Genomic DNA, 18,099 nt, shown 5'->3' with positions numbered 1-18,099 from the left:
CAGCCTTAGCCTGTCAGTGCCCGTCTTGCCAGCGGCCCTGAAAATCTTCGGGGATCAGCAGGTTGTGGCGTCCCAGATTTGCAACATTTGTCTCGCCGCACAGGGCCATGGTGACGTCCAGCTCGCGGTGAATGACCTCAAGCGATTTGGTAACACCTTTCTGCCCCATCGCGCCCAACCCGTAGACAAAGGCCCGGCCAATAAAGGTGCCGGTGGCCCCCATCGCCAGCGCCTTCAGCACGTCCTGACCCGAACGGATACCGCTGTCGAGATGCACCTCGACCTGATCGCCCACTGCGTCCAGGATCGCGGGCAGGGCGCGGATCGAGGACAGCGCCCCGTCCAGCTGTCGCCCGCCGTGGTTGCTGACCACAATCGCATCTGCCCCGACTTTCAGTGCCATCCTGGCGTCTTCGGCGTCCAGAATGCCCTTGAGAATCACCTTGCCGCCCCATTCTTCCTTGAGCTTGGCAATCTTGTTCCAGTCCAGCGAGGGGTCGAACTGCTCTGCAGTCCATGAACTGAGTTGGGACGTATCGCTGATGCCTTTGACGTGGCCCACGATATTGCCGAACTCGCGCCGTTTGGCCCCCAGCATCTCGATGCCCCAGGCCCATTTGGTTGCCAGGTTGGCCATGGTCTTGAGCGTCAGTTTGGGCGGGGCGGACAGGCCGTTTTTCAGGTCCTTGTGGCGCTGGCCCAGAATTTGCAAATCCAGTGTGATTACCAGCGCCGAACACTTCGCATCCTTGGCGCGCTGGATCAGGCGGCTGACGTAATCTGTGTCGCGCATCGTATACAGCTGGAACCAGAAGGGGGCGGTTGTCGCCTCGGCGACGTCCTCGATCGAGTTGATCGACATGGTCGAGAGGGTGAACGGCACGCCAAAAGCTTCGGCGGCACGGGCGGCTTTGATCTCGCCATCGGCATGCTGCATTCCCGTCAGCCCGACGGGGGCAAGGGCCACTGGCATCGCCACATCCTGCCCGATCATCTGGCTTTTGGTGCTGCGCCCCGACATGTCCACAGCCACGCGCTGGCGCAGGCGGATGTCATCGAAATCGGACGAATTGTCGCGAAACGTCTGCTCGGTCCACGACCCGCTTTCGCAATAATCATAGAACATGCGCGGCACGCGGCGTTCGTAAATACGTTTGAGATCGGCAATTTCGGTGATGACAGGCATGAGTTTCCCCTGAATTGGTCATTTTTGGTTACCAATTTTTGAATTTCAGATCAATTGCAAAAATGGAATCGCTTGATTGGTTCGATATCGCGCTATATATGGTGCGATATCGAACTATATGAGGATGCGATCATGTCACTGACCCGAAGACAAACCCTTTCCCTGATCGGGGGCGGCACCATATTGGCCGCAACAGCTGCCGGTGCCGGTTTTGTCAGCACCCGCACCCCGACGCGGGCCTTGCAACCCTGGCAACAGGCGGGGCGCTATGATGATGTGCGCCTGAACGCGCTCAGCTTCGCGCTGCTGGCTCCGAACCCGCACAACCTGCAACCGTGGCAGGTGGCGCTGGAGGGCGATGATGCGCTGCTTTTGCACCGCGATCCGACACGCCACCTGCCGGAAACCGATCCCTTTGACCGGCAGATCACCATCGGGCTGGGCTGTTTTTTGGAACAGATGGTGTTGGCGGCAGGGGCGGCAGGATATGCCGTTGACCTGACCCTGTTCCCGCAGGGCCCGGACGGACCGGTTGCCCATGCCGTCTTTGGCGCGGGCGGCGCCGCCGACCCGTTGGCCGCCCATATCCTTGCGCGCCGGTCCTGCAAGGAGCCCTTTGAGGACAAGGCCGTGCCCGCTCCTCTGGCCCGCCAACTTGAAGCATATGCGGACATTTACACCGACGCACCCAGCGTTCAGGCGCTGACATCGCTGACGTGGGACGCCTGGCTGGTCGAAGCGATGACCCCGCGCACCATGCAGGAAAGCGTGGACCTGATGCGTTTTGGCAAGGCCGAGATCAACGCAAACCCCGATGGCATCGACCTGGGTGGACCGTTTCTGGAATCGCTGATGTTGCTGGGGGTCGTCAGCCGCAAGGTGCAGGCCGATCCCGCCAGCACCGGATTCAAGCAGGGGATAGAACTCTATCGGGCAATGTTGCAGGCAACGCCGGCCTATGCGGTTCTGACCTCTCCCACCAACACCCGCACCGATCAGATCGACGCGGGCCGCCGCTGGCTGCGTCTGAACCTTGCGGTCACCGGGCTGGGGCTGTCGCTGCATCCGGTCAGCCAGGCCTTGCAGGAGTATCCCGAAATGGCCGATCACTACGCCACCGCCCACAATCTTCTGGCTCCGCAGGGACATACAGTTCAAATGCTGGGACGGCTGGGCTATGGTCCGTCACGCGCACCCAGCCCGCGCTGGCCACTGGAGACCAAACTCATTGACCGAACCTGACGATCCGCTCTTGCTGTTCGAGATTTTCAACGAGATCGGGATTATCGAACAGCTCAGCCGCGCCTTGCTTGAGGCGCAGCTGCCGTCAGGGTTGATTGCCCCGCATTTCGCTGTGCTGAACCATTTGATGCGACGCGGCGACGGGGCGGTGCCGATCGACATGGCACGCGCTTTTCAGCTGCCCAAAACATCCATGACACATACGTTGCGCGGGCTGGCGGCACATGGGCTGGTGGAGTTGCGGGCAAACCCCGACGACGGCAGGTCAAAGCGGGTGTGGCTGACGCCGCAAGGGCGGGCGCTGCGCGACCAGACCATCGCGCGGCTTGCACCAGAGCTTGCCAAACTCTCCGCAGGGTTCGACACCGTGCGGCTGCTTGAGATCCAGCCGGTGCTGAGCGCGTTGCGCGCCTATATGGACGCCGCGCGCGACTAGCAACTGTATTTCTCAAGCGAGTTGAGTAGTCCATTTCTGTCGACTTTTGCAAAGGGCGTTCACGATTGTCACAAGCTTTCTTGCGACGGCGGTGATTATCACTTTGTGTGGTTTTCCGGCTTCGCGAAGGCGGTCTGCGAACGGCTTCAGGACGGGATTGTGGTGACTGGCGACGAGCGCCGCCTGGAACATAACGTGTCGCAGCGGGCGCCGGCCGCCTCCGATAGCGCGCTTGCCCCGCATCGCGCCGCTGTCATGGGCAATGGGCGCAAGGCCTGTCAGCGCGGCGGCTTGTTCGCCCGTGATCTGGCCGAGTTCCGGCATTTCAGCGATCAACATCGTGCTGGCGACCGGGCCAATGCCGGGAACTGAACGCAAGATGGCAGCAGTCGTGGCAAGGCCTTCCTCTGAGGCGATGATCTGTTCGATCCGGACCTCAAGTCCTGCAATCTGGCGATCCAGTAGGTCTTTCAGGTCACCATCCATGACGTCGAACAGATCATCCGAACCCAGTTTCGCATGCGCCTTGATTTGCGCCAAAAGCCGTTTGCGTGTTTCGACGAGCTGACCACGCTTGGACACCAAAGCCCTGAGAAGACGTATCTTTTCATGCGGCAAGGTCCGCCCTGCATCAGGCCGAAAGGCCATGAACCGCGCGATAAGCTCCGCGTCGATCCTATCCGTTTTCGCCCGCGTGCCCCGGCTGGCGGCAAAGGCTTTGATTTGCGCGGGCGGCAGTTGCCTGGTCGCGACCCCTGCAACGTCGAGGGCCGACCACAGACGCCATTCCTGCCCCCCTGTGGCCTCAAAACAAACCAGCGCACAGGCTGACTTTGCCAGGGCGCCCACGCGCGCATGCCCGTCCTCGGAATTGGGCAATCGAAGTCTCTGATTGCTTGGCAGGCAATGAATGTCCAGCCAATCGCGGCTGACATCTATGCCAAGGATTGCGTCTCGTGTTATCCTGTTCATGTTCTCTTCCTTCTGATCCGTGGTCCAAGCTGGCCACAAGCAACTGTTCGAGATGGATGAAGAGAGACAGTGCTGGCTCGCTAGCAAACGTGGTCCCAGTTCAACTTGGGCCACAAGGCTCTGACGCCATACAACGTCCCGTCAGTGACCTCGGCCAAGGTCGCTGACGGGGGAACAATAACAGATCGGAGATACAGAAGGGTCTGGACCCTAATTTCAGGCGCTGTGCGCGCCGTCGGCCAGCGATTTCACAAACGCCAGAATGTCGGCCACACTGTCGCCCGCCGCAATCCGTGACACGATGGCCGACCCCACAACCGCCCCGTCCGCCACGGATGCAATCGCGCGGCTTTTTTCGGGGGTGTTGATGCCAAAGCCCACGATAATCGGCAGATCGGTCTGCGATTTGATCCGCGCAACCTCGGGGCCGACGTCGGTTGCTTCGGCCTCGGCCGCGCCGGTGATGCCGGTGATCGAGACATAATAGACAAAGCCCGACGTGTTTTGCAGAACGCGCGGCAGGCGTTTGTCGTCGGTGGTCGGTGTCGCCAGGCGAATAAAGTTCAGCCCCGCCGCCTGCGCCGGAATGCACAGCTCGCTGTCTTCTTCGGGGGGCAGGTCGACCACGATCAGGCCGTCAATGCCTGCTTCTTTGGCGTCCACCAAAAACTTGTCCACGCCGCGCGAATAGATCGGGTTGTAATAGCCCATCAGCACGATCGGCGTGGTGTCATCGGTTTCGCGGAACGCGCGCGCCAGATCCAAGGTGCGTTGCAGGGTCATGCCACCCTCAAGGCTGCGCTGGCCTGCCAGCTGGATCGTGGGGCCGTCGGCCATCGGATCGGTAAAGGGCAGGCCCAGCTCGATGATGTCCACGCCCGCGTCAGGCAATCCCTTGACGATCTCAAGCGAGGTGTCGAAGTCGGGGTCGCCCGCCATCACATAGGAAACGAATGCTTTCATACCGGCGGCTTTAAGCTCAGCGAATTTTGCGTCGATGCGGGTCATGGGGTGGCCTTTTCATGTGTCAGCACCGCAATGCCGAAACTGGCGCAGGAAATCAATGCATCGCGGGCAGGGGGCGGGGCAATTTGCCGGGGGCGGCACGTCTTTTCCCCGACATATCTGGCAGGATATCTGGCGCGCGCGCCGATTCACCGCCTTGCACGCAGCGCTGCCCGCCACTAGAAGCAGCCTGTCGTGGATTTCGGAGAATGAACATGGGTTTCAAGATGGGTATCGTCGGGCTGCCGAACGTGGGCAAATCGACCCTGTTCAACGCGCTGACACGCACCGCCGCCGCACAGGCCGCAAATTTTCCGTTTTGCACGATCGAGCCGAACGTCGGTGAAGTGGCCGTGCCCGATGCGCGTCTGGACAAGCTGGCCGAAATTGCACAGTCGAAATCCATCATCCCCACGCGCATGACATTTGTCGACATCGCCGGCCTGGTCAAAGGTGCGTCCAAGGGCGAAGGGCTGGGCAACCAGTTTCTGGCCAACATCCGCGAGGTTGATGCCATCGCCCATGTGCTGCGTTGTTTCGAGGATGGCGATGTCACCCACGTCGAGGGCCGCGTAGACCCGGTGGCCGACGCCGAAACCATCGAAACCGAATTGATGCTGGCCGACATCGAAAGCATCGAAAAACGCCTGCAAAACATCGTGCGCAAGGTGCGCGGCGGCGACAAGGAAGCGGTGCAACAGGAACGCCTGATGCGCGCGGCACTGGCCGTGCTGGAAGAGGGCAAACCCGCCCGCGTCGTGGATGTGGACGACGACGACCTGCGCGCCTGGAAAATGCTGCAACTGCTAACCACCAAGCCGGTTCTGTATGTCTGCAACGTCGGTGAAGCGGAAGCTGCCGAAGGCAACGCCCTGTCCGCCCGCGTAGGCGAAATGGCTGCCGCCCAGGGCAACATGCACGTCATCATCTCGGCCCAGATCGAGGAAGAGATCAGCCAGCTTGAGCCGGAAGAGGCACAGATGTTCCTGGACGAAATGGGCCTGAGCGAAGCGGGCCTCGACCGTCTGATCCGCGCAGGCTACGAACTGCTGCACCTCGAAACCTATTTCACCGTCGGCCCGAAAGAGGCCCGCGCCTGGACCATCCGCCAGGGCACGTCCGCGCCCAAGGCCGCAGGGGTGATTCACGGAGACTTTGAAAAAGGTTTCATCCGCGCCGAAACCATCGCCTTTGACGATTTTGTTGCACTTGGCGGCGAACAGCCCGCGAAAGAGGCAGGCAAGATGCGCGCCGAGGGCAAGTCCTATGTGGTCAAGGACGGCGACGTGCTGCACTTTCTTTTCAACACCTAGGGTCCAGACCCTCGGGTTTTCCCGCCCTGTGTCTGTCGAAGCCGGTGGCGAGACGGTCGCAGGCGGTGATGGCGCCGCCCGGACATGTCATCCATGCAGCGACGGGACCAAGACGGCGCAGGAACGGCTGCTTCGGGTCTGCCCCCCGTTGAGCGCAGGCAGGTCTTGCTGACGCATCGCCTGGTTGCGGGTCAGCAGCCGGTGCGCGCACAGCGTCGTATCAAACGATCGGCCCTTTGGTTGGAACGGTGGGCCTGACCACCATGCAAGCCCTGAAGGGCTGGCCGTCTGGCCCTCGACACGGAAACCGGCGAGCGGAAGGCTGGAAACCAAGCCGGATTTCCCCAGATGACACTGCTGAGCCGCACTGACGCAAAAGCACATGCTTCGTGTTCCGAGATTTTTCACAAGCAATACAAAAAGCGCGATTTTCGGCTTGTTTCCAGCGCCGACCCTCTCTAAACGGGGCGACGGAGACGTGGCCGAGTGGTCGAAGGCGCTCCCCTGCTAAGGGAGTAGGCCCGGAAGGGTCTCGAGGGTTCGAATCCCTTCGTCTCCGCCACCTACCATTCGCGAACCCGAGACGAGGCCCCAGCGGGGCCTTTTTTTCAAAGGGGTTTGGCGAAGCCATCCGATTTTCGGAGACTGGCCTCTGGCTCGAAATCGGTCTGCGAACGTCCCGCGTCTCTTTCCATCCGCCCCGCACCTACGTTGAGACGGATTTGAAACTGGTCGTCTTTTCAGTCGGCGATGCGCGTGCGCCAGTGGGACCGCTGCGCGATCAGTGGACAGTCAGGTGCTCAAGACGCCTCTTTCATCCCTGCACCGCCTCAATGCCGCTGCGAGCGCGAAATATTCATCTCGGACCGCGGCCTCTGCCTTCTCTGCTACCTCACCCAGCCAATCCCGCCCGCGCAAGATTTTTCAGGAAGTGGTCCTTTTCGGCCGGATCTGCATAGGCAACATACTTGCGCGCATGAGAAAGCGTGTAGCCAGCGCTCGCCCGTCTGACCTCGGCGACGGTCTCGCGGGCCTCCTCCAGGCGTCCCAGCGCTGCGTAGCAGGCGGCAACATGTGCGAGAGCGTTCGCGTGAAATGGCTGAGACGAGCGAATCCGTTCCAGTCGCGGCATCGCCTCGTCGTATCGCCGCAGATTGAACAGAGCCCGTCCGTAGAACACATGGAACAGCTCCGGGTAGTAGGGATTCAGCTGCATGGCCTCGTCAAGCGCCGTCAGGGCTTCGGCCGACCGTCCCGCGTATGTCATCGAAAATGCAAGCATACTTCGGAACTGGGCGTTTCCGGGATTGGCTTCCACGGCGCGGCGTTGTTCTTCGAGCCCGCGCTCGAATGCCTTGTCGCTCCACATATAGACCCAGCCAAGCACCGCATGCGCAAAAGGCTCGCGCGCGTTCGTGGAAACGCCCGCCAGTCCCGAGATCTTGGCGCGATCCAATGCTTCGCGCGTATCCTCTGCCCAGGCGTTGGACGCTTCGGAAATATGCGTCCAGGCCACGAGCGCATGGGCCCTGGCGAACCGTGGGTCGCATTCCAGCGCCTTCTCGGCCTCGGTTCGCGCGGCCCGTGCCTTGTCAGGCTCCATGCGGTAGTTGAGGTCCAGTGCGCGCAGAAAATGGTCGTAGGCATTCACCGCCTCACCGCTTTTCAGGAGCGAAGTCCTGCGATGCTGACGTTCTATCGCGCCTACCAGGGTGTTCACAATGACCGAGGTGATCTCGTCCTGCACTTCAAAGATATCCCGGATGTCGCGGTCGAACCGCTCCGACCAGATATCGTTGCCTCCGATTGCATCGATCAGGTGTGCGGTGACGCGGATGCGCTTGCCGGAGCGCCGCACCGAGCCTTCAACGATGTACCGGACACCCAGTTTCCGAGCCAGATCTCCGGCGGTCAGGGTTGACGCGCGAAACGCGAAGCTCGAATGACGGGCAATCACGAAAAGCTCGTCGTAGCGCGACAGTTCGGTGATAACGTCATCCGTCATGCCGTCCGAAAAATAGGTCTGCTCCGGGTCCCCGGAAATGTTTTCGAATGGCAGGACCGCCACGGCTGGTTTCTCCGCCATGGCCAGAGTCGAACTGGTCGCCGCGTCGCGGATCGTCCCTTCGAAACGGAAGCCCCTGCGCGGAATAGTCCTGATCAGTTTTTGCGCCTGACCATCGTCGCCCAAGGCGGTACGGGCCGCATTTATGCGGGTCGAGATAGCGCTGTCGGACACGATCCGTCCGGCCCAGACATGCGCGATCAATTCATCGCGGGAGATCACCGTTCCGGGGTGCGAAACGAGGTAGGAAATCAGGTCGAATACTTGTGGCTCGACGGCGACGACGCGTCCGTTCCGCGTCAGCTCGCCCCTCGCGGCGTTTATCTGGAACTCCTCAAACGAAATGATAGCCGTGCTTCCCATGTCCAAGTGGACCACGGGTCAGTTTGTTTCTCAAGCGAAATAGATGTGATCTGGACGGCTTCTGGACGTCGGCTGAAAGCGGCATGGGCGCAGGTGTGGCACCTTGGGTCATGTCAACCCAACCCCAAAAACCTGGAGACACGCCATGAACAGCCGAGACAATTTCATCTTCACGCACTACACAAGTATCGCGGAATCCTGTCAGCGCGACGTTAGTCGGCAGCAGGCTGAAACAGCCGCAAACATCTTGCGCGGCCTTGTTGCAACACTGCTGATGGCGGTTCGGCGTTCGTCTCGCGGTAATCAAGCGGGAGGCACAGATCAGGCATAAGAAACCATTTTCCTGCGTCCCCTGGCCCCACCGCGAAGCAATGGGCGGCCCTTCACGAATACCGGCTTCGGTAATCGGTTTCGCAAGTGGTGCGACGAGGCTGGCTTGAAGCATTGTTCGGTCCACGGTCCGCCCAAGGCAGCCGCCACGCGCTTTGCCGAGTTGGGATCCACCGGGTTCGAAATCATGGCGATCACCGGCCACCAGACCTCGAAAGAGGTCATGCAATACGCGAAAGCGGCCAGCCGAAAAGCGCGCGCTCAGGCTGCCTTTAAGAAGATGCGCGCCGGACAGAGTTAGAACAAAAGTGCCCCACTTTTTGCCCCCGTTCGACACGGTGGAAAAAGTTACTTATCGCTCTGATTTTTCGGAAACAAGAATTCAAGTGGCAGCCCGTAGGGGAGTCGAACCCCTCTTTTCAGGTTGAAAACCTGACGTCCTAACCGATAGACGAACGGGCCACTGTCTTGTGAGCCGCTGATTAGGCAATCACGCGGCAGGGCGCAAGACCAAAATTGCAGTTCTTCGACAAAAAATTTATCCGGCGGGTGCTGCATCCTCCAGACGCAGCTGCACGCTCTGCCGTCCGCGAAAGGTATTGATGTCCAGACGGCCTGCCAGATGAAAGCGTGCACCACCGTGTTGTTCCAGACCTGGCCCCAGCGGGCTGTCGTAAGCGCCAAAGCAGATCGCGTCCATGCGCGGCCCGCCAATGTCGCCAAAGCTCAGTTTCAGATGGTTTTCGCCCACCCGTTTGGCGTGGAATATCTGCATGTCGGCAAAGGCATAGCGCGGGCCGGGGGCGGCGGCGCCGAATGGGCCTGCCTGTTCGATCATCTCGGCCAGCTCGACCTGTGCCGCTCCGGGCATCAGGGTGCCGTCCAGCCGCAGGTCGGCCACGCCAATGCGGTCTGCGCCCTGTTTGGCCAGCAATTCGCCCAGCCGCTCCATCGCTTGCGGAATCAGCTCTGCGCGCACGCTCAGGCCCGCGGCCATCTTGTGCCCGCCGCCCTTCAGCAGCAGCCCCTCGGCGGCCAGCCGTTGAATCGCCGCACCCAGATCAATGCCCGTGACCGAGCGGCCAGAGCCTTTGCCGATGCCATCCTCGATGCCAATCACGACCGAGGGGCGGTTTGCGGCCTCTTTCAGCCGCGCTGCCACGATGCCTACGACACCAGGGTGCCAGCCGTCGCCCGCGGCCCATGCCAGCGGCCCGTCATAACCGCGCTCTTCTGCCTGCGCCATGGCGGCGGCACGCACGGCTGATTCGATATCGCGGCGTTCGGTGTTCAGCAGGTCCAGCCGTTCCGCCATCGCAGCGGCCTCGTGCGGGTCCGTGGTGGCCAGCAGGCGCGCGCCCAGATCGGCCTGACCGATCCGTCCGCCCGCATTGATGCGTGGCCCCAGCAAATAGCCCAGATGATAGGCCGCAGGTGCTGTGTCCAGCCGCGCCACATCGGCCAGTGCTGCAAGGCCGGGACGGTCGCGCGCTGCCATCACCCGCAGGCCCTGGCGCACAAAGGCACGGTTCACCCCGATCAGCGGTGCCACATCCGCAACCGTCGCCAGCGCCACCAGATCCAGCATCCGCATCAGGTCCGGCCCGGTCTGGCCCGCACTGCGCATCTGCCGCCCGCATTCGACCAGCATCAGAAACACCACGCCAGCCGCGCACAGGTGCCCCAGGTCGCCGTCTTCGTCCTGCCGGTTGGGGTTCACCACCGCCACCGCCTTGGGCAAGGTCTCGCCGCCCAGGTGGTGATCCAGCACAACCACATCCGCGCCCGCGGCCGCCGCGATCGGCCCGTGCGACAGCGTTCCGCAATCCACGCAAATGATCAGGTCATGTTTCGCCGCCAGCGCGGCCATCGCTGCGTCATTGGGGCCATAGCCCTCGTCGATCCTGTCGGGCACATACAATGTCGCGCGCAGCCCCAGCTGGCGCAGCCAGTCCAGCAACAGCGCCGCCGAGCTGCCGCCATCCACATCATAATCGGCAAAAATCGCAATCCGTTCACGCCGCGTGACCGCATCCAGCACACGGGCGGCCGCCTTTTCCATGTCTTTCAATCGGCGCGGATCGGGCAGCAAATCCCGCAGGGCAGGGGCCAGAAACGCCTCCGCCTCCTCAACCGCCACACCGCGCCGCGCCAGCACCTGCGCGACCGGGGCAGGCAGCCCCCGTTGCTGCACGATCAGGTCCGCGGCCCGCTGCACTTCCACGGCCGGTCCAACCCAACGGCGGCCCGTCAGGGATGTCTCTACGCCCAGATACATGGCCACATCCCCCGCTTCATCTTGCAAAACAAACTCCCCCCGGAGGGCCGGCCGGCCTCATGCTCCGGGGGGCAAGGCTATTCAAACCGGCGTGCGATACTGCATCCGCCGCACTGATCCGGTTTTCGACCGCATCAGCAGGGTTTCGCAGGTCAGCCAGCCGGGTTCGCGCTGCACGGCTTGCAGCAATGATCCCGAAGTCACGCCCGTGGCGGCAAAGATCACATCCTCGGTGACCATCTCGTCACGGGTATAAATGCGGTCCAGATCGGTGATGCCCGCCTTGGCCGCGCGTCCCTTTTCGTCGTCGTTGCGGAACAGCAGGCGGCCGTAAATCTGCCCGCCCATGCATTTCAGCGCGGCAGCTGCCAGCACGCCCTCGGGCGCGCCACCGTCACCCATGTACATGTCGATACCTGTTTCGGGATCGGCGCAATGCATGACGCCGGCAACATCGCCGTCGGTGATCAGACGGATCGCCGCACCTGTGGCGCGCACGTCGGCAATCATGTCAGCGTGGCGGGGGCGTTCAAGGATACAGACCGTGATGTCGGATGTGTCACAGCCCTTGGCCTTGGCCAGTGCCGCGACCCGCTCGCCGGGGGTCATGGCCAGCGTCACCGTATCGGGGGCAAAGCCCGGACCGATGGCCAGCTTTTCCATATAGACGTCAGGTGCGTGCAGCATCGAACCGCGCGGACCCATGGCGATCACGGTCAGCGCGTTGGGCATGTCCTTGGCGGTCAGCGTGGTGCCTTCCAGCGGGTCCAGCGCAATGTCCACGCCGGGGCCGTTGCCGGTGCCGACCTCTTCACCGATGAACAGCATCGGGGCCTCGTCGCGCTCGCCTTCACCGATCACCACCACACCCGCGATGTCCAGCAGGTTCAACTGCTCGCGCATGGCGTTCACCGCCGCCTGGTCAGCGGCTTTCTCGTCGCCGTGGCCGATCAGCTTGGCCGAGGCCAGCGCGGCAGCTTCCGAGACCCGCGCAAGGCCAAGTGACAACATGCGGTCGTGAAATTTTGCGGCTTCGGGCATAGTGTGGTCCTTATCAATCACTGTTTGAAAATATGTAGCGGGGGTGACGCTTGTGCGCAACTTTACAGGTGTTCAATCCGCAGCGCGACAGGGGCCGAGGCCAGAACGCCGGTGCCTTCCATTGCCTCGACAGCCACGTCCAGGCTGGCGCGGGTTGTCTTGTGGGTGACGATCAGCACCTGCGCCGCTTCGGCATCGGCATGGGCATACTGGCGCATCCGCTCGATGCTGACACCCGCTTCGCCAAGGGCGGTGGCGATCTTGGCCAGCGCCCCCGGTTTGTCGACCAGACCCATGCGCAGGTAATAGGGCGCAGGCAACACCGACAGGGCAGGCGTGGCCGCCTCAAGCGTGGTGGCAGGCTGACCAAAGACCGGCAGCGAGAAGCCGCGCGCGATGTCGCAGACATCGGACATCACCGCGCTGGCGGTCGGGCCGGCACCGGCACCGGGGCCGCGCAGCACGATCTGTTCGACTGCGTCGCCTTCCAGCACGATCATGTTGGTGCCGCCCTGCAACTGACCCAGCGGCGAGGTGTCGGGCACCAGGCACGGCTGCATCCGCTGTTCCAGCCCGCGGCCGGTCTTTTGCGCGACGCCCAAAAGCTTGATCTTGAAGCCCATGTCGGCGGCGGCACGGATGTCTTCGATGCTGATGCGTTCGATGCCTTCCAGCTCGATCCCGGCAAAATCAACACGGGTGCCAAAGGCGATCGACGACAGGATGGCCAGCTTGTGGGCCGCATCAATGCCGCCCACGTCCAGCTGCGGATCGGCTTCGAGATAGCCCAGACCGTCAGCTTCGGCAAAGACCTCCTGATAGCTCAGGCCCGCGGTCTCCATGCGGGTCAGGATGTAATTGCACGAACCGTTCATCACACCCATCACGCGGGTGATCCGGTTGCCCGCAAGCCCTTCGGTCAGCGCCTTGATCACAGGAATGCCACCTGCCACCGCCGCTTCGAACCGCAGGGACAGCCGCGCGGCTTCGGCTTGTTCCGCCAGCGCCTGACCGTGCATCGCCAGCATCGCCTTGTTGGCGGTGATCACATGTTTGCCTGCGGCAATGGCGGCTTCGGTCGCGTCTTTGGCAGGGCCGTCTTCCCCGCCCATCAGTTCCACGAACACGTCCACGTCATCGCGTTTGGCCAGTGCCACGGGATCACTTTCCCACGCATAGTCCGACAGGCTGATGCCGCGATCCTTGTCCCTGGAGCGGGCCGAGACGCCGGAAATGGTGATCTCGCGACCGGTGCGGGCCGACAGCAGGGCGGCCTGTTGGCGCACGATCTTGACGACACCCATGCCGACCGTGCCCAGACCGGCGATACCAAGGCGAAGGGGCTGCGACATTGTGGGGTTCCTCGTAGATGCGTGGTGGTTTTTGCGCATCTAACCCGTTCCCGCAGGGCACGCAACATGGCGTGTCGGTGCCTGCGGCAAGAAAGCCGCGATCAGACCATGCATTGCCCGTTTGCGGGGCAGCGCAGATCAGCCGTTTGTGCCGGGTTCCTGATCCAGACGCGTGCGGGCGGGGGCGTCGATCACGCTGGTGCGCTTCAGCCGTGCCGCGCGGTTGCGCAGGGCGGCCACACGGCTTTCCAGATCGCTTCGGGTCTCTTCGGGTGCGGGGCCGCTGTCTTTGGTGCGCGCAAGGATCGGCTCGACATTGACCAGCGCAGGATAATCCGCCGCTCGTGCGCTGTCGGACACCGCCGCGTCCAGCTCGGGGAACTGGGTGCAGGCCGCCAGCAACAGCGGGGCGACGATCAGGGCGTAGAGTAAGCTGGGGCGCATGAACCTGCCTGTACCTTTCTGTTGCATGCTTGATGCACCAGCGGTGCGCGTGGCGCAAGGCACTTGGTTTTGAACGTATGTTCAGATAAATCGGATCCATGGCACGCACAGCAGGATCACATTCAGACATCACAGGCCCACGGGTGCGCGACGCCGCCCTGCGGTTGTTTGCGCGCGACGGTTATGCCGCCGTGTCGATGCGCCGGATCGCGGGCGAGGTCGGGGTGCAGGCCGGGGCGTTGTACAATTACACGCCGGACAAGCAGACATTGCTGTTCGATCTGATGCGCGACCATATGATCGAATTGCTGGCGGCAATACCGCAGGACACCGGCGATGCGACCGTGGCGCTTGAACGCTTCGTGCGCTTTCACATCGCGTTCCACCATGACCGCCCCGATGCGGTTTTCATCGCCTATATGGAATTGCGCAATCTGGACCCTGATAACTTTGCCGAAATCGAAGCCTTACGGCGGCGCTATGAGGATTATCTGGAAAAAATCCTGCGCCGGGGCGCCGAGGCGGGTGTGTTTGACGTGCCCGACCCCAAGATCGCAACGCTTGCGGTGATCGCCATGCTGACAGGTGTGAACACATGGTTTCGCGCCGGCGGGCGTCTGCGGCTGGACGAGGTGCAAGACATTTACTGGGACATGGTGCGCCGGTCGGTGGGCGGCACTGTTGCCCCCTAGCGGGGCAATGCGCCCACCCGCCGACCCTTGCTTACCCTTCGGATTTAATGCGCAGGCCGGATAAACGTCCCGTTGCGCAGATCGCGCATGGCCTGCTGCAACTCTTCTTGTGTGTTCATCACGATGGGCCCGTGCCATGCCACAGGTTCATTGATCGGCGCGCCCGAGATCAGCAGGAACCGCACACCCTGTTCGCCCGCCTGCACGGTGATCTCGTCACCTGACCCAAAGCGGACAAGCGTGCGGTCGCCGGACATGTCGCGTATGTTGACCTCTTGCCCCGCCACTTCCTTCTCCAGCAGCACACCCGTAGGCGTCGCTGCGTCGACAAAGGCAGCACTTCCGTCAAAGATATAGGCAAAGGCGCGCCGGTAAGTGTCGATGTGGAACGTCTTTTTGACGCCCGCGGGCATGGTCACGTCCAGATATTGCGGATCGGCGGCAATGCCGTCCACGGGGCCTGTCTTGCCCCAGAATTCACCGGTGATCACGCGCACGATGGTGCCGTCGTCATCGGTGACCTCGGGGATGTCGGCGGCGGTCACGTCCTGATAGCGCGGTGCGGTCATCTTTTGCGCCGAGGGCAGGTTGCCCCACAGCTGGAATCCGTGCATCTGGCCGCGCTGGTTCCCGTGCGGCATTTCCTGATGCAGGATGCCGCGCCCGGCGGTCATCCACTGCACGTCGCCCGCGCCAAGCGATCCGGTGTTGCCCAGGCTGTCGGCGTGATCAACCGTGCCCGACAGCACATAGGTGATCGTCTCGATCCCGCGGTGCGGATGCCAGGGGAACCCCTTTTCGAAATCCTCGGGCCGTTCGTTGCGGAAATCGTCGAACAGCAGGAACGGGTCCAGCTCGGACGGGTCCTGAAAGCCGAAAGCGCGGTGCAGTTTGACGCCGGCACCTTCCAGCGTGGGCAGGGCGCGGCGTGTCTCGAGGGTAGGGCGCAGGGACATGGAATATCTCCTTTGAATGCTGCTGTTGAACAACAATCTAATCGTGCGGAGGTGCGTTGCAATCGGCGTTTATGCGCCGTTGCTGTGCAGATTTGCGGAAAGTGGCGGGAACCACCGCAACCGTTGGTTCTTTGTTCCCGAGGACCTGTATGTACAGGTGGGCACCAGGTAAGTGGACCAGGGTCCAAACAGAGCCAGCTCCCTCGGAATTGCTTAAGGCCACTGGAACGTAACCGTATCGAGAAGGGCAGAACCCGCCACTGATCTAGGTAGGGTGCGTGCGGGCACTTGGCAAGGGGGATTGGGGGCGCCGCGAGTCGTATTTGGGGCTCTGCCCCCGGCCTTTGGCCTCCCCCGGAGTTTATTGGGCAAGATGAAGCCTATTCGTCCGCGATGAAGTGATAGCGTTCCAGCTCCTCGGGCAGCAGGACATAGATTTCATCGGGCGGCGTGGTCAGCGCGTGCTGCATTACCAGCGGGTCGATGCCCATGTCGTTGAGGTACATCATGACCTCGCCCTGGCCGCGCTGGATGTCTTCGACGGCAAAGGCGGCGGGCAGGATCGTGCTTTGCCCGAAATAATGCTGGTGGACGCCAACGCTCGCGGTATCCGCGATGGTGCGGGGGATGCCGGCGGCGAGCAGGTAGGGGCAGGCGGAATAGCAGACCTCATCGCTGCGCATTTCGGTGGCGATGCCGCGCGCGCGGATAAAGCGGCCCAGCTCCAGAGCGTCGGCGACCGAGCCGCCGGGGGATTGCAGGACAAGCCGTTCGGGGGCGGGGTCGGCTTTCGCGATCTGGTCCGAGATGCGGGCCGCATCGTTGGCGGCAATGGTGCCTTCCAGCCGGTAGGTGGTGCCGTCCATCTGCGTCAGTGTCAGGCGCCCCGGCAGCGGATTGCTCGGCCCCGAGGGGCGCGGGCGGTCGGGGTCATAGGTGCGGCGCTGGTCGCCAGGGGCCACGGGTTCGGTCAGCTGCGGCTGGTGCGGGCCGAAGGACGGCAGCGACAGGCCGGCGCCCGCCATGTCGCCAATCACCAGCAACAGGCCCAACCCCAACTGGAACACCAGAACCCCCGCAAGGATGCGGCTGACCGAAGGCCAGCCCGAAGGCGCGGGCGTTGTCATTTGGCGCGCTCTGGCAGGGCGCGCAGGGTGGCGTCGGGTGGGTCCCGGCTCTCGGTCTCCGGCATGGCGTTCATCGCCAGTTCGACGTCGCGGATCGCGCCAAGGGCGGCGCGCAGTTCGGCCAGTGTCATGGTGTCGTCCACAGCGGTGCCTTCGCGCCCCTGCCGGATCGCAGATTGGGTGATGGCCAGAATGAACACCAGAACGGCGGGCAGCAGGTCGATGGCGATGGCACCGGCCCATGATGGCACAAAGTTGCGTGCATACAGGATCACAGCATCCGCCGAGGAAATCGGTGTATAGGTCACATCGGGCGGCGGAGTTTGCGCAATAACCGCAGCGGCGGCACGTTGCAGGGTCGCCGCGCGCTGGGCCAGCACATCCAGCACGCTGGTGATGGTCGAGGCCTGATCGGTGCGGATCTGGCTGGTGCTGCCATCAAGGTCGGGCAGCACGACCGAGGCGGCAAGATCCTGGGCGGCGCGTTCGACCAATGGCGCAACAGACAGCTGGCGCAATTGCGCGATCAGACCGGCCAGACGCACCGTGGCTTCGGAAAATTCGACCGAGCGGGCCTCGACGGGACCTGCTTCGACTGTCAGGGCGCGCATCCGGCTGAGGATGGCATTGCCCTCGGCAAAGGCGGCGCTGACCAATGGTGTCTGGGTGGCAATCTGCGCCTCAAGCCCCGCCAGTTCCGCAGATTTCTGGCGCAGGACGCGAAACACCGCGCCGCGACCGGCCAGCCCCGACAGCGCGCCGGCGGCTTCCTGTTCCGACAGGTCTTCGAACGACTGGCGCACGCGGGCGACATCGCGTTCCAGCCCCTGCGCGCTCAGGGCGATCTCGTGGGTTTCTTCCAGCGCGGTTTGGTATTCCTGCACCGTGGTTGCCAGATGTTGTTCCACCGCTGCCGATCCGGCCAGTGCGGCGGCGTTCAGCCACGACGACATCGCCACAATGGCCAGCGATCCCAAGGCCATAGCGCCCAGCAACCCGATGCGCGCCTGCGCGGTGCGCACCGCCGGAAACAGGCGCATCATATAGGACCAGAACACGAAGATGCCGACGGATACCGCCACCGAATAGGCAATCGCCGCAAACACCGACATCGCCCCCGTGTCATCCAGCAATGAGGACACACCAAGGTAGGTATAAATCCCCGAGGCCACCGACAGCACGCCAAGCGCGGTGCCGGAAAACGTGTCGAGCCATGTCAGGTGGGTTTCCAGTTCGCGGGCGTGTCGGACGCCGCGCGCCTGGGCGTCGGTCAGGGGGCGATCAGATGTCATGCGGG

Annotated in this window: 16 protein-coding genes and 2 tRNA genes; 5 read left to right on the top strand and 13 right to left on the bottom strand. The window is 62.7% G+C overall.

Translation table 11 applies throughout. The features are described from left to right. Positions 1 to 13: 13 nt before the first annotated feature. The gene (locus tag DSM107133_RS13360; protein ID WP_114292808.1) at positions 14 to 1,186 is read right to left on the bottom strand and encodes an alpha-hydroxy acid oxidase; all 1,173 of its coding nucleotides are present in this window, start codon (positions 1,184 to 1,186) and stop codon (positions 14 to 16) included. Between the two features lie 132 nt (positions 1,187 to 1,318). On the opposite strand from DSM107133_RS13360, the gene DSM107133_RS13355 reads away from it, so the two are divergent. After that, positions 1,319 to 2,428: a twin-arginine translocation pathway signal protein gene (locus tag DSM107133_RS13355; protein WP_205387788.1), complete on the top strand. Its 1,110-nt coding sequence runs from the start codon at positions 1,319 to 1,321 to the stop codon at positions 2,426 to 2,428. Further along, entirely contained in the window at positions 2,415 to 2,864 is a 450-nt protein-coding gene (locus tag DSM107133_RS13350) for a MarR family transcriptional regulator (protein WP_240310473.1), read from the top strand. The genes DSM107133_RS13355 and DSM107133_RS13350 overlap by 14 nt, the downstream gene beginning before the upstream one ends. A gap of 12 nt (positions 2,865 to 2,876) precedes the next feature. Here the strand turns inward: DSM107133_RS13350 and DSM107133_RS13345 are convergent, their stop codons facing one another. Both DSM107133_RS13345 and trpA read right to left on the bottom strand, forming a co-directional pair. After that, positions 2,877 to 3,836 (bottom strand): IS110 family transposase, encoded by a 960-nt coding sequence (locus tag DSM107133_RS13345; RefSeq protein ID WP_243253540.1) that lies wholly within the window; start codon positions 3,834 to 3,836, stop codon positions 2,877 to 2,879. Between the two features lie 216 nt (positions 3,837 to 4,052). Next, the gene (gene trpA / locus DSM107133_RS13340; protein WP_114294326.1) at positions 4,053 to 4,844 is read right to left on the bottom strand and encodes a tryptophan synthase subunit alpha; all 792 of its coding nucleotides are present in this window, start codon (positions 4,842 to 4,844) and stop codon (positions 4,053 to 4,055) included. Positions 4,845 to 5,056: 212 nt separating this feature from the next. Here trpA and ychF point away from each other — a divergent pair, with 212 nt between their 5' ends. Together ychF and DSM107133_RS13330 are read left to right on the top strand one after the other, a co-directional pair. Beyond that, on the top strand, positions 5,057 to 6,154 hold the full coding sequence (gene ychF / locus DSM107133_RS13335; protein ID WP_114294333.1) for a redox-regulated ATPase YchF: 1,098 nt from the start codon (positions 5,057 to 5,059) through the stop codon (positions 6,152 to 6,154). Positions 6,155 to 6,626: 472 nt separating this feature from the next. Then, positions 6,627 to 6,716: transfer RNA gene (locus DSM107133_RS13330), tRNA-Ser, on the top strand. Between the two features lie 330 nt (positions 6,717 to 7,046). Here the strand turns inward: DSM107133_RS13330 and DSM107133_RS13325 are convergent. The 7 genes from DSM107133_RS13325 to DSM107133_RS13295 all read right to left on the bottom strand — a co-directional run bounded on the left by DSM107133_RS13325 (position 7,047) and on the right by DSM107133_RS13295 (position 14,027). Then, complete coding sequence (locus tag DSM107133_RS13325) at positions 7,047 to 8,582, bottom strand: winged helix-turn-helix domain-containing protein (RefSeq protein WP_114294324.1); 1,536 nt, start codon at positions 8,580 to 8,582, stop codon at positions 7,047 to 7,049. After that, entirely contained in the window at positions 8,554 to 9,249 is a 696-nt protein-coding gene (locus tag DSM107133_RS13320; RefSeq protein ID WP_162792072.1) for a hypothetical protein, read from the bottom strand. Before DSM107133_RS13320 ends, DSM107133_RS13325 begins: the two co-directional genes overlap by 29 nt. A gap of 50 nt (positions 9,250 to 9,299) precedes the next feature. After that, positions 9,300 to 9,374 (bottom strand) — tRNA-Glu (locus tag DSM107133_RS13315). Positions 9,375 to 9,450: 76 nt separating this feature from the next. Beyond that, positions 9,451 to 11,190, bottom strand: a complete 1,740-nt coding sequence (recJ, locus tag DSM107133_RS13310; protein ID WP_114294322.1) for a single-stranded-DNA-specific exonuclease RecJ — start codon at positions 11,188 to 11,190, stop codon at positions 9,451 to 9,453. 81 nt (positions 11,191 to 11,271) lie between these two features. After that, entirely contained in the window at positions 11,272 to 12,231 is a 960-nt protein-coding gene (glpX, locus tag DSM107133_RS13305) for a class II fructose-bisphosphatase (protein WP_114294321.1), read from the bottom strand. Between the two features lie 62 nt (positions 12,232 to 12,293). Beyond that, complete coding sequence (locus DSM107133_RS13300) at positions 12,294 to 13,583, bottom strand: homoserine dehydrogenase (RefSeq protein ID WP_114294319.1); 1,290 nt, start codon at positions 13,581 to 13,583, stop codon at positions 12,294 to 12,296. 138 nt (positions 13,584 to 13,721) lie between these two features. Beyond that, complete coding sequence (locus DSM107133_RS13295; RefSeq protein WP_243253558.1) at positions 13,722 to 14,027, bottom strand: hypothetical protein; 306 nt, start codon at positions 14,025 to 14,027, stop codon at positions 13,722 to 13,724. 98 nt (positions 14,028 to 14,125) lie between these two features. Here DSM107133_RS13295 and DSM107133_RS13290 point away from each other — a divergent pair, with 98 nt between their 5' ends. Beyond that, entirely contained in the window at positions 14,126 to 14,719 is a 594-nt protein-coding gene (locus tag DSM107133_RS13290; protein ID WP_114294317.1) for a TetR/AcrR family transcriptional regulator, read from the top strand. A 44-nt stretch (positions 14,720 to 14,763) separates the two neighbouring features. On the opposite strand, the gene DSM107133_RS13285 is transcribed toward DSM107133_RS13290, so the two are convergent. The 3 genes from DSM107133_RS13285 to DSM107133_RS13275 form a co-directional block, all read right to left on the bottom strand. Further along, the gene (locus DSM107133_RS13285; RefSeq protein ID WP_114294315.1) at positions 14,764 to 15,675 is read right to left on the bottom strand and encodes a pirin family protein; all 912 of its coding nucleotides are present in this window, start codon (positions 15,673 to 15,675) and stop codon (positions 14,764 to 14,766) included. Positions 15,676 to 16,055: 380 nt separating this feature from the next. After that, the gene (locus DSM107133_RS13280) at positions 16,056 to 16,802 is read right to left on the bottom strand and encodes a hypothetical protein (protein ID WP_114294313.1); all 747 of its coding nucleotides are present in this window, start codon (positions 16,800 to 16,802) and stop codon (positions 16,056 to 16,058) included. Beyond that, the gene (locus tag DSM107133_RS13275; protein WP_114294331.1) at positions 16,799 to 18,094 is read right to left on the bottom strand and encodes a hypothetical protein; all 1,296 of its coding nucleotides are present in this window, start codon (positions 18,092 to 18,094) and stop codon (positions 16,799 to 16,801) included. The genes DSM107133_RS13280 and DSM107133_RS13275 overlap by 4 nt, the downstream gene beginning before the upstream one ends. Positions 18,095 to 18,099: the final 5 nt, after the last annotated feature.

This window comes from Pseudosulfitobacter sp. DSM 107133 (genome assembly GCF_022788695.1).
Taxonomy (GTDB): domain Bacteria; phylum Pseudomonadota; class Alphaproteobacteria; order Rhodobacterales; family Rhodobacteraceae; genus Pseudosulfitobacter.
Note: the sequence above shows the minus strand (reverse complement) of the source record. Positions and strands in the feature narration are given on the sequence as shown.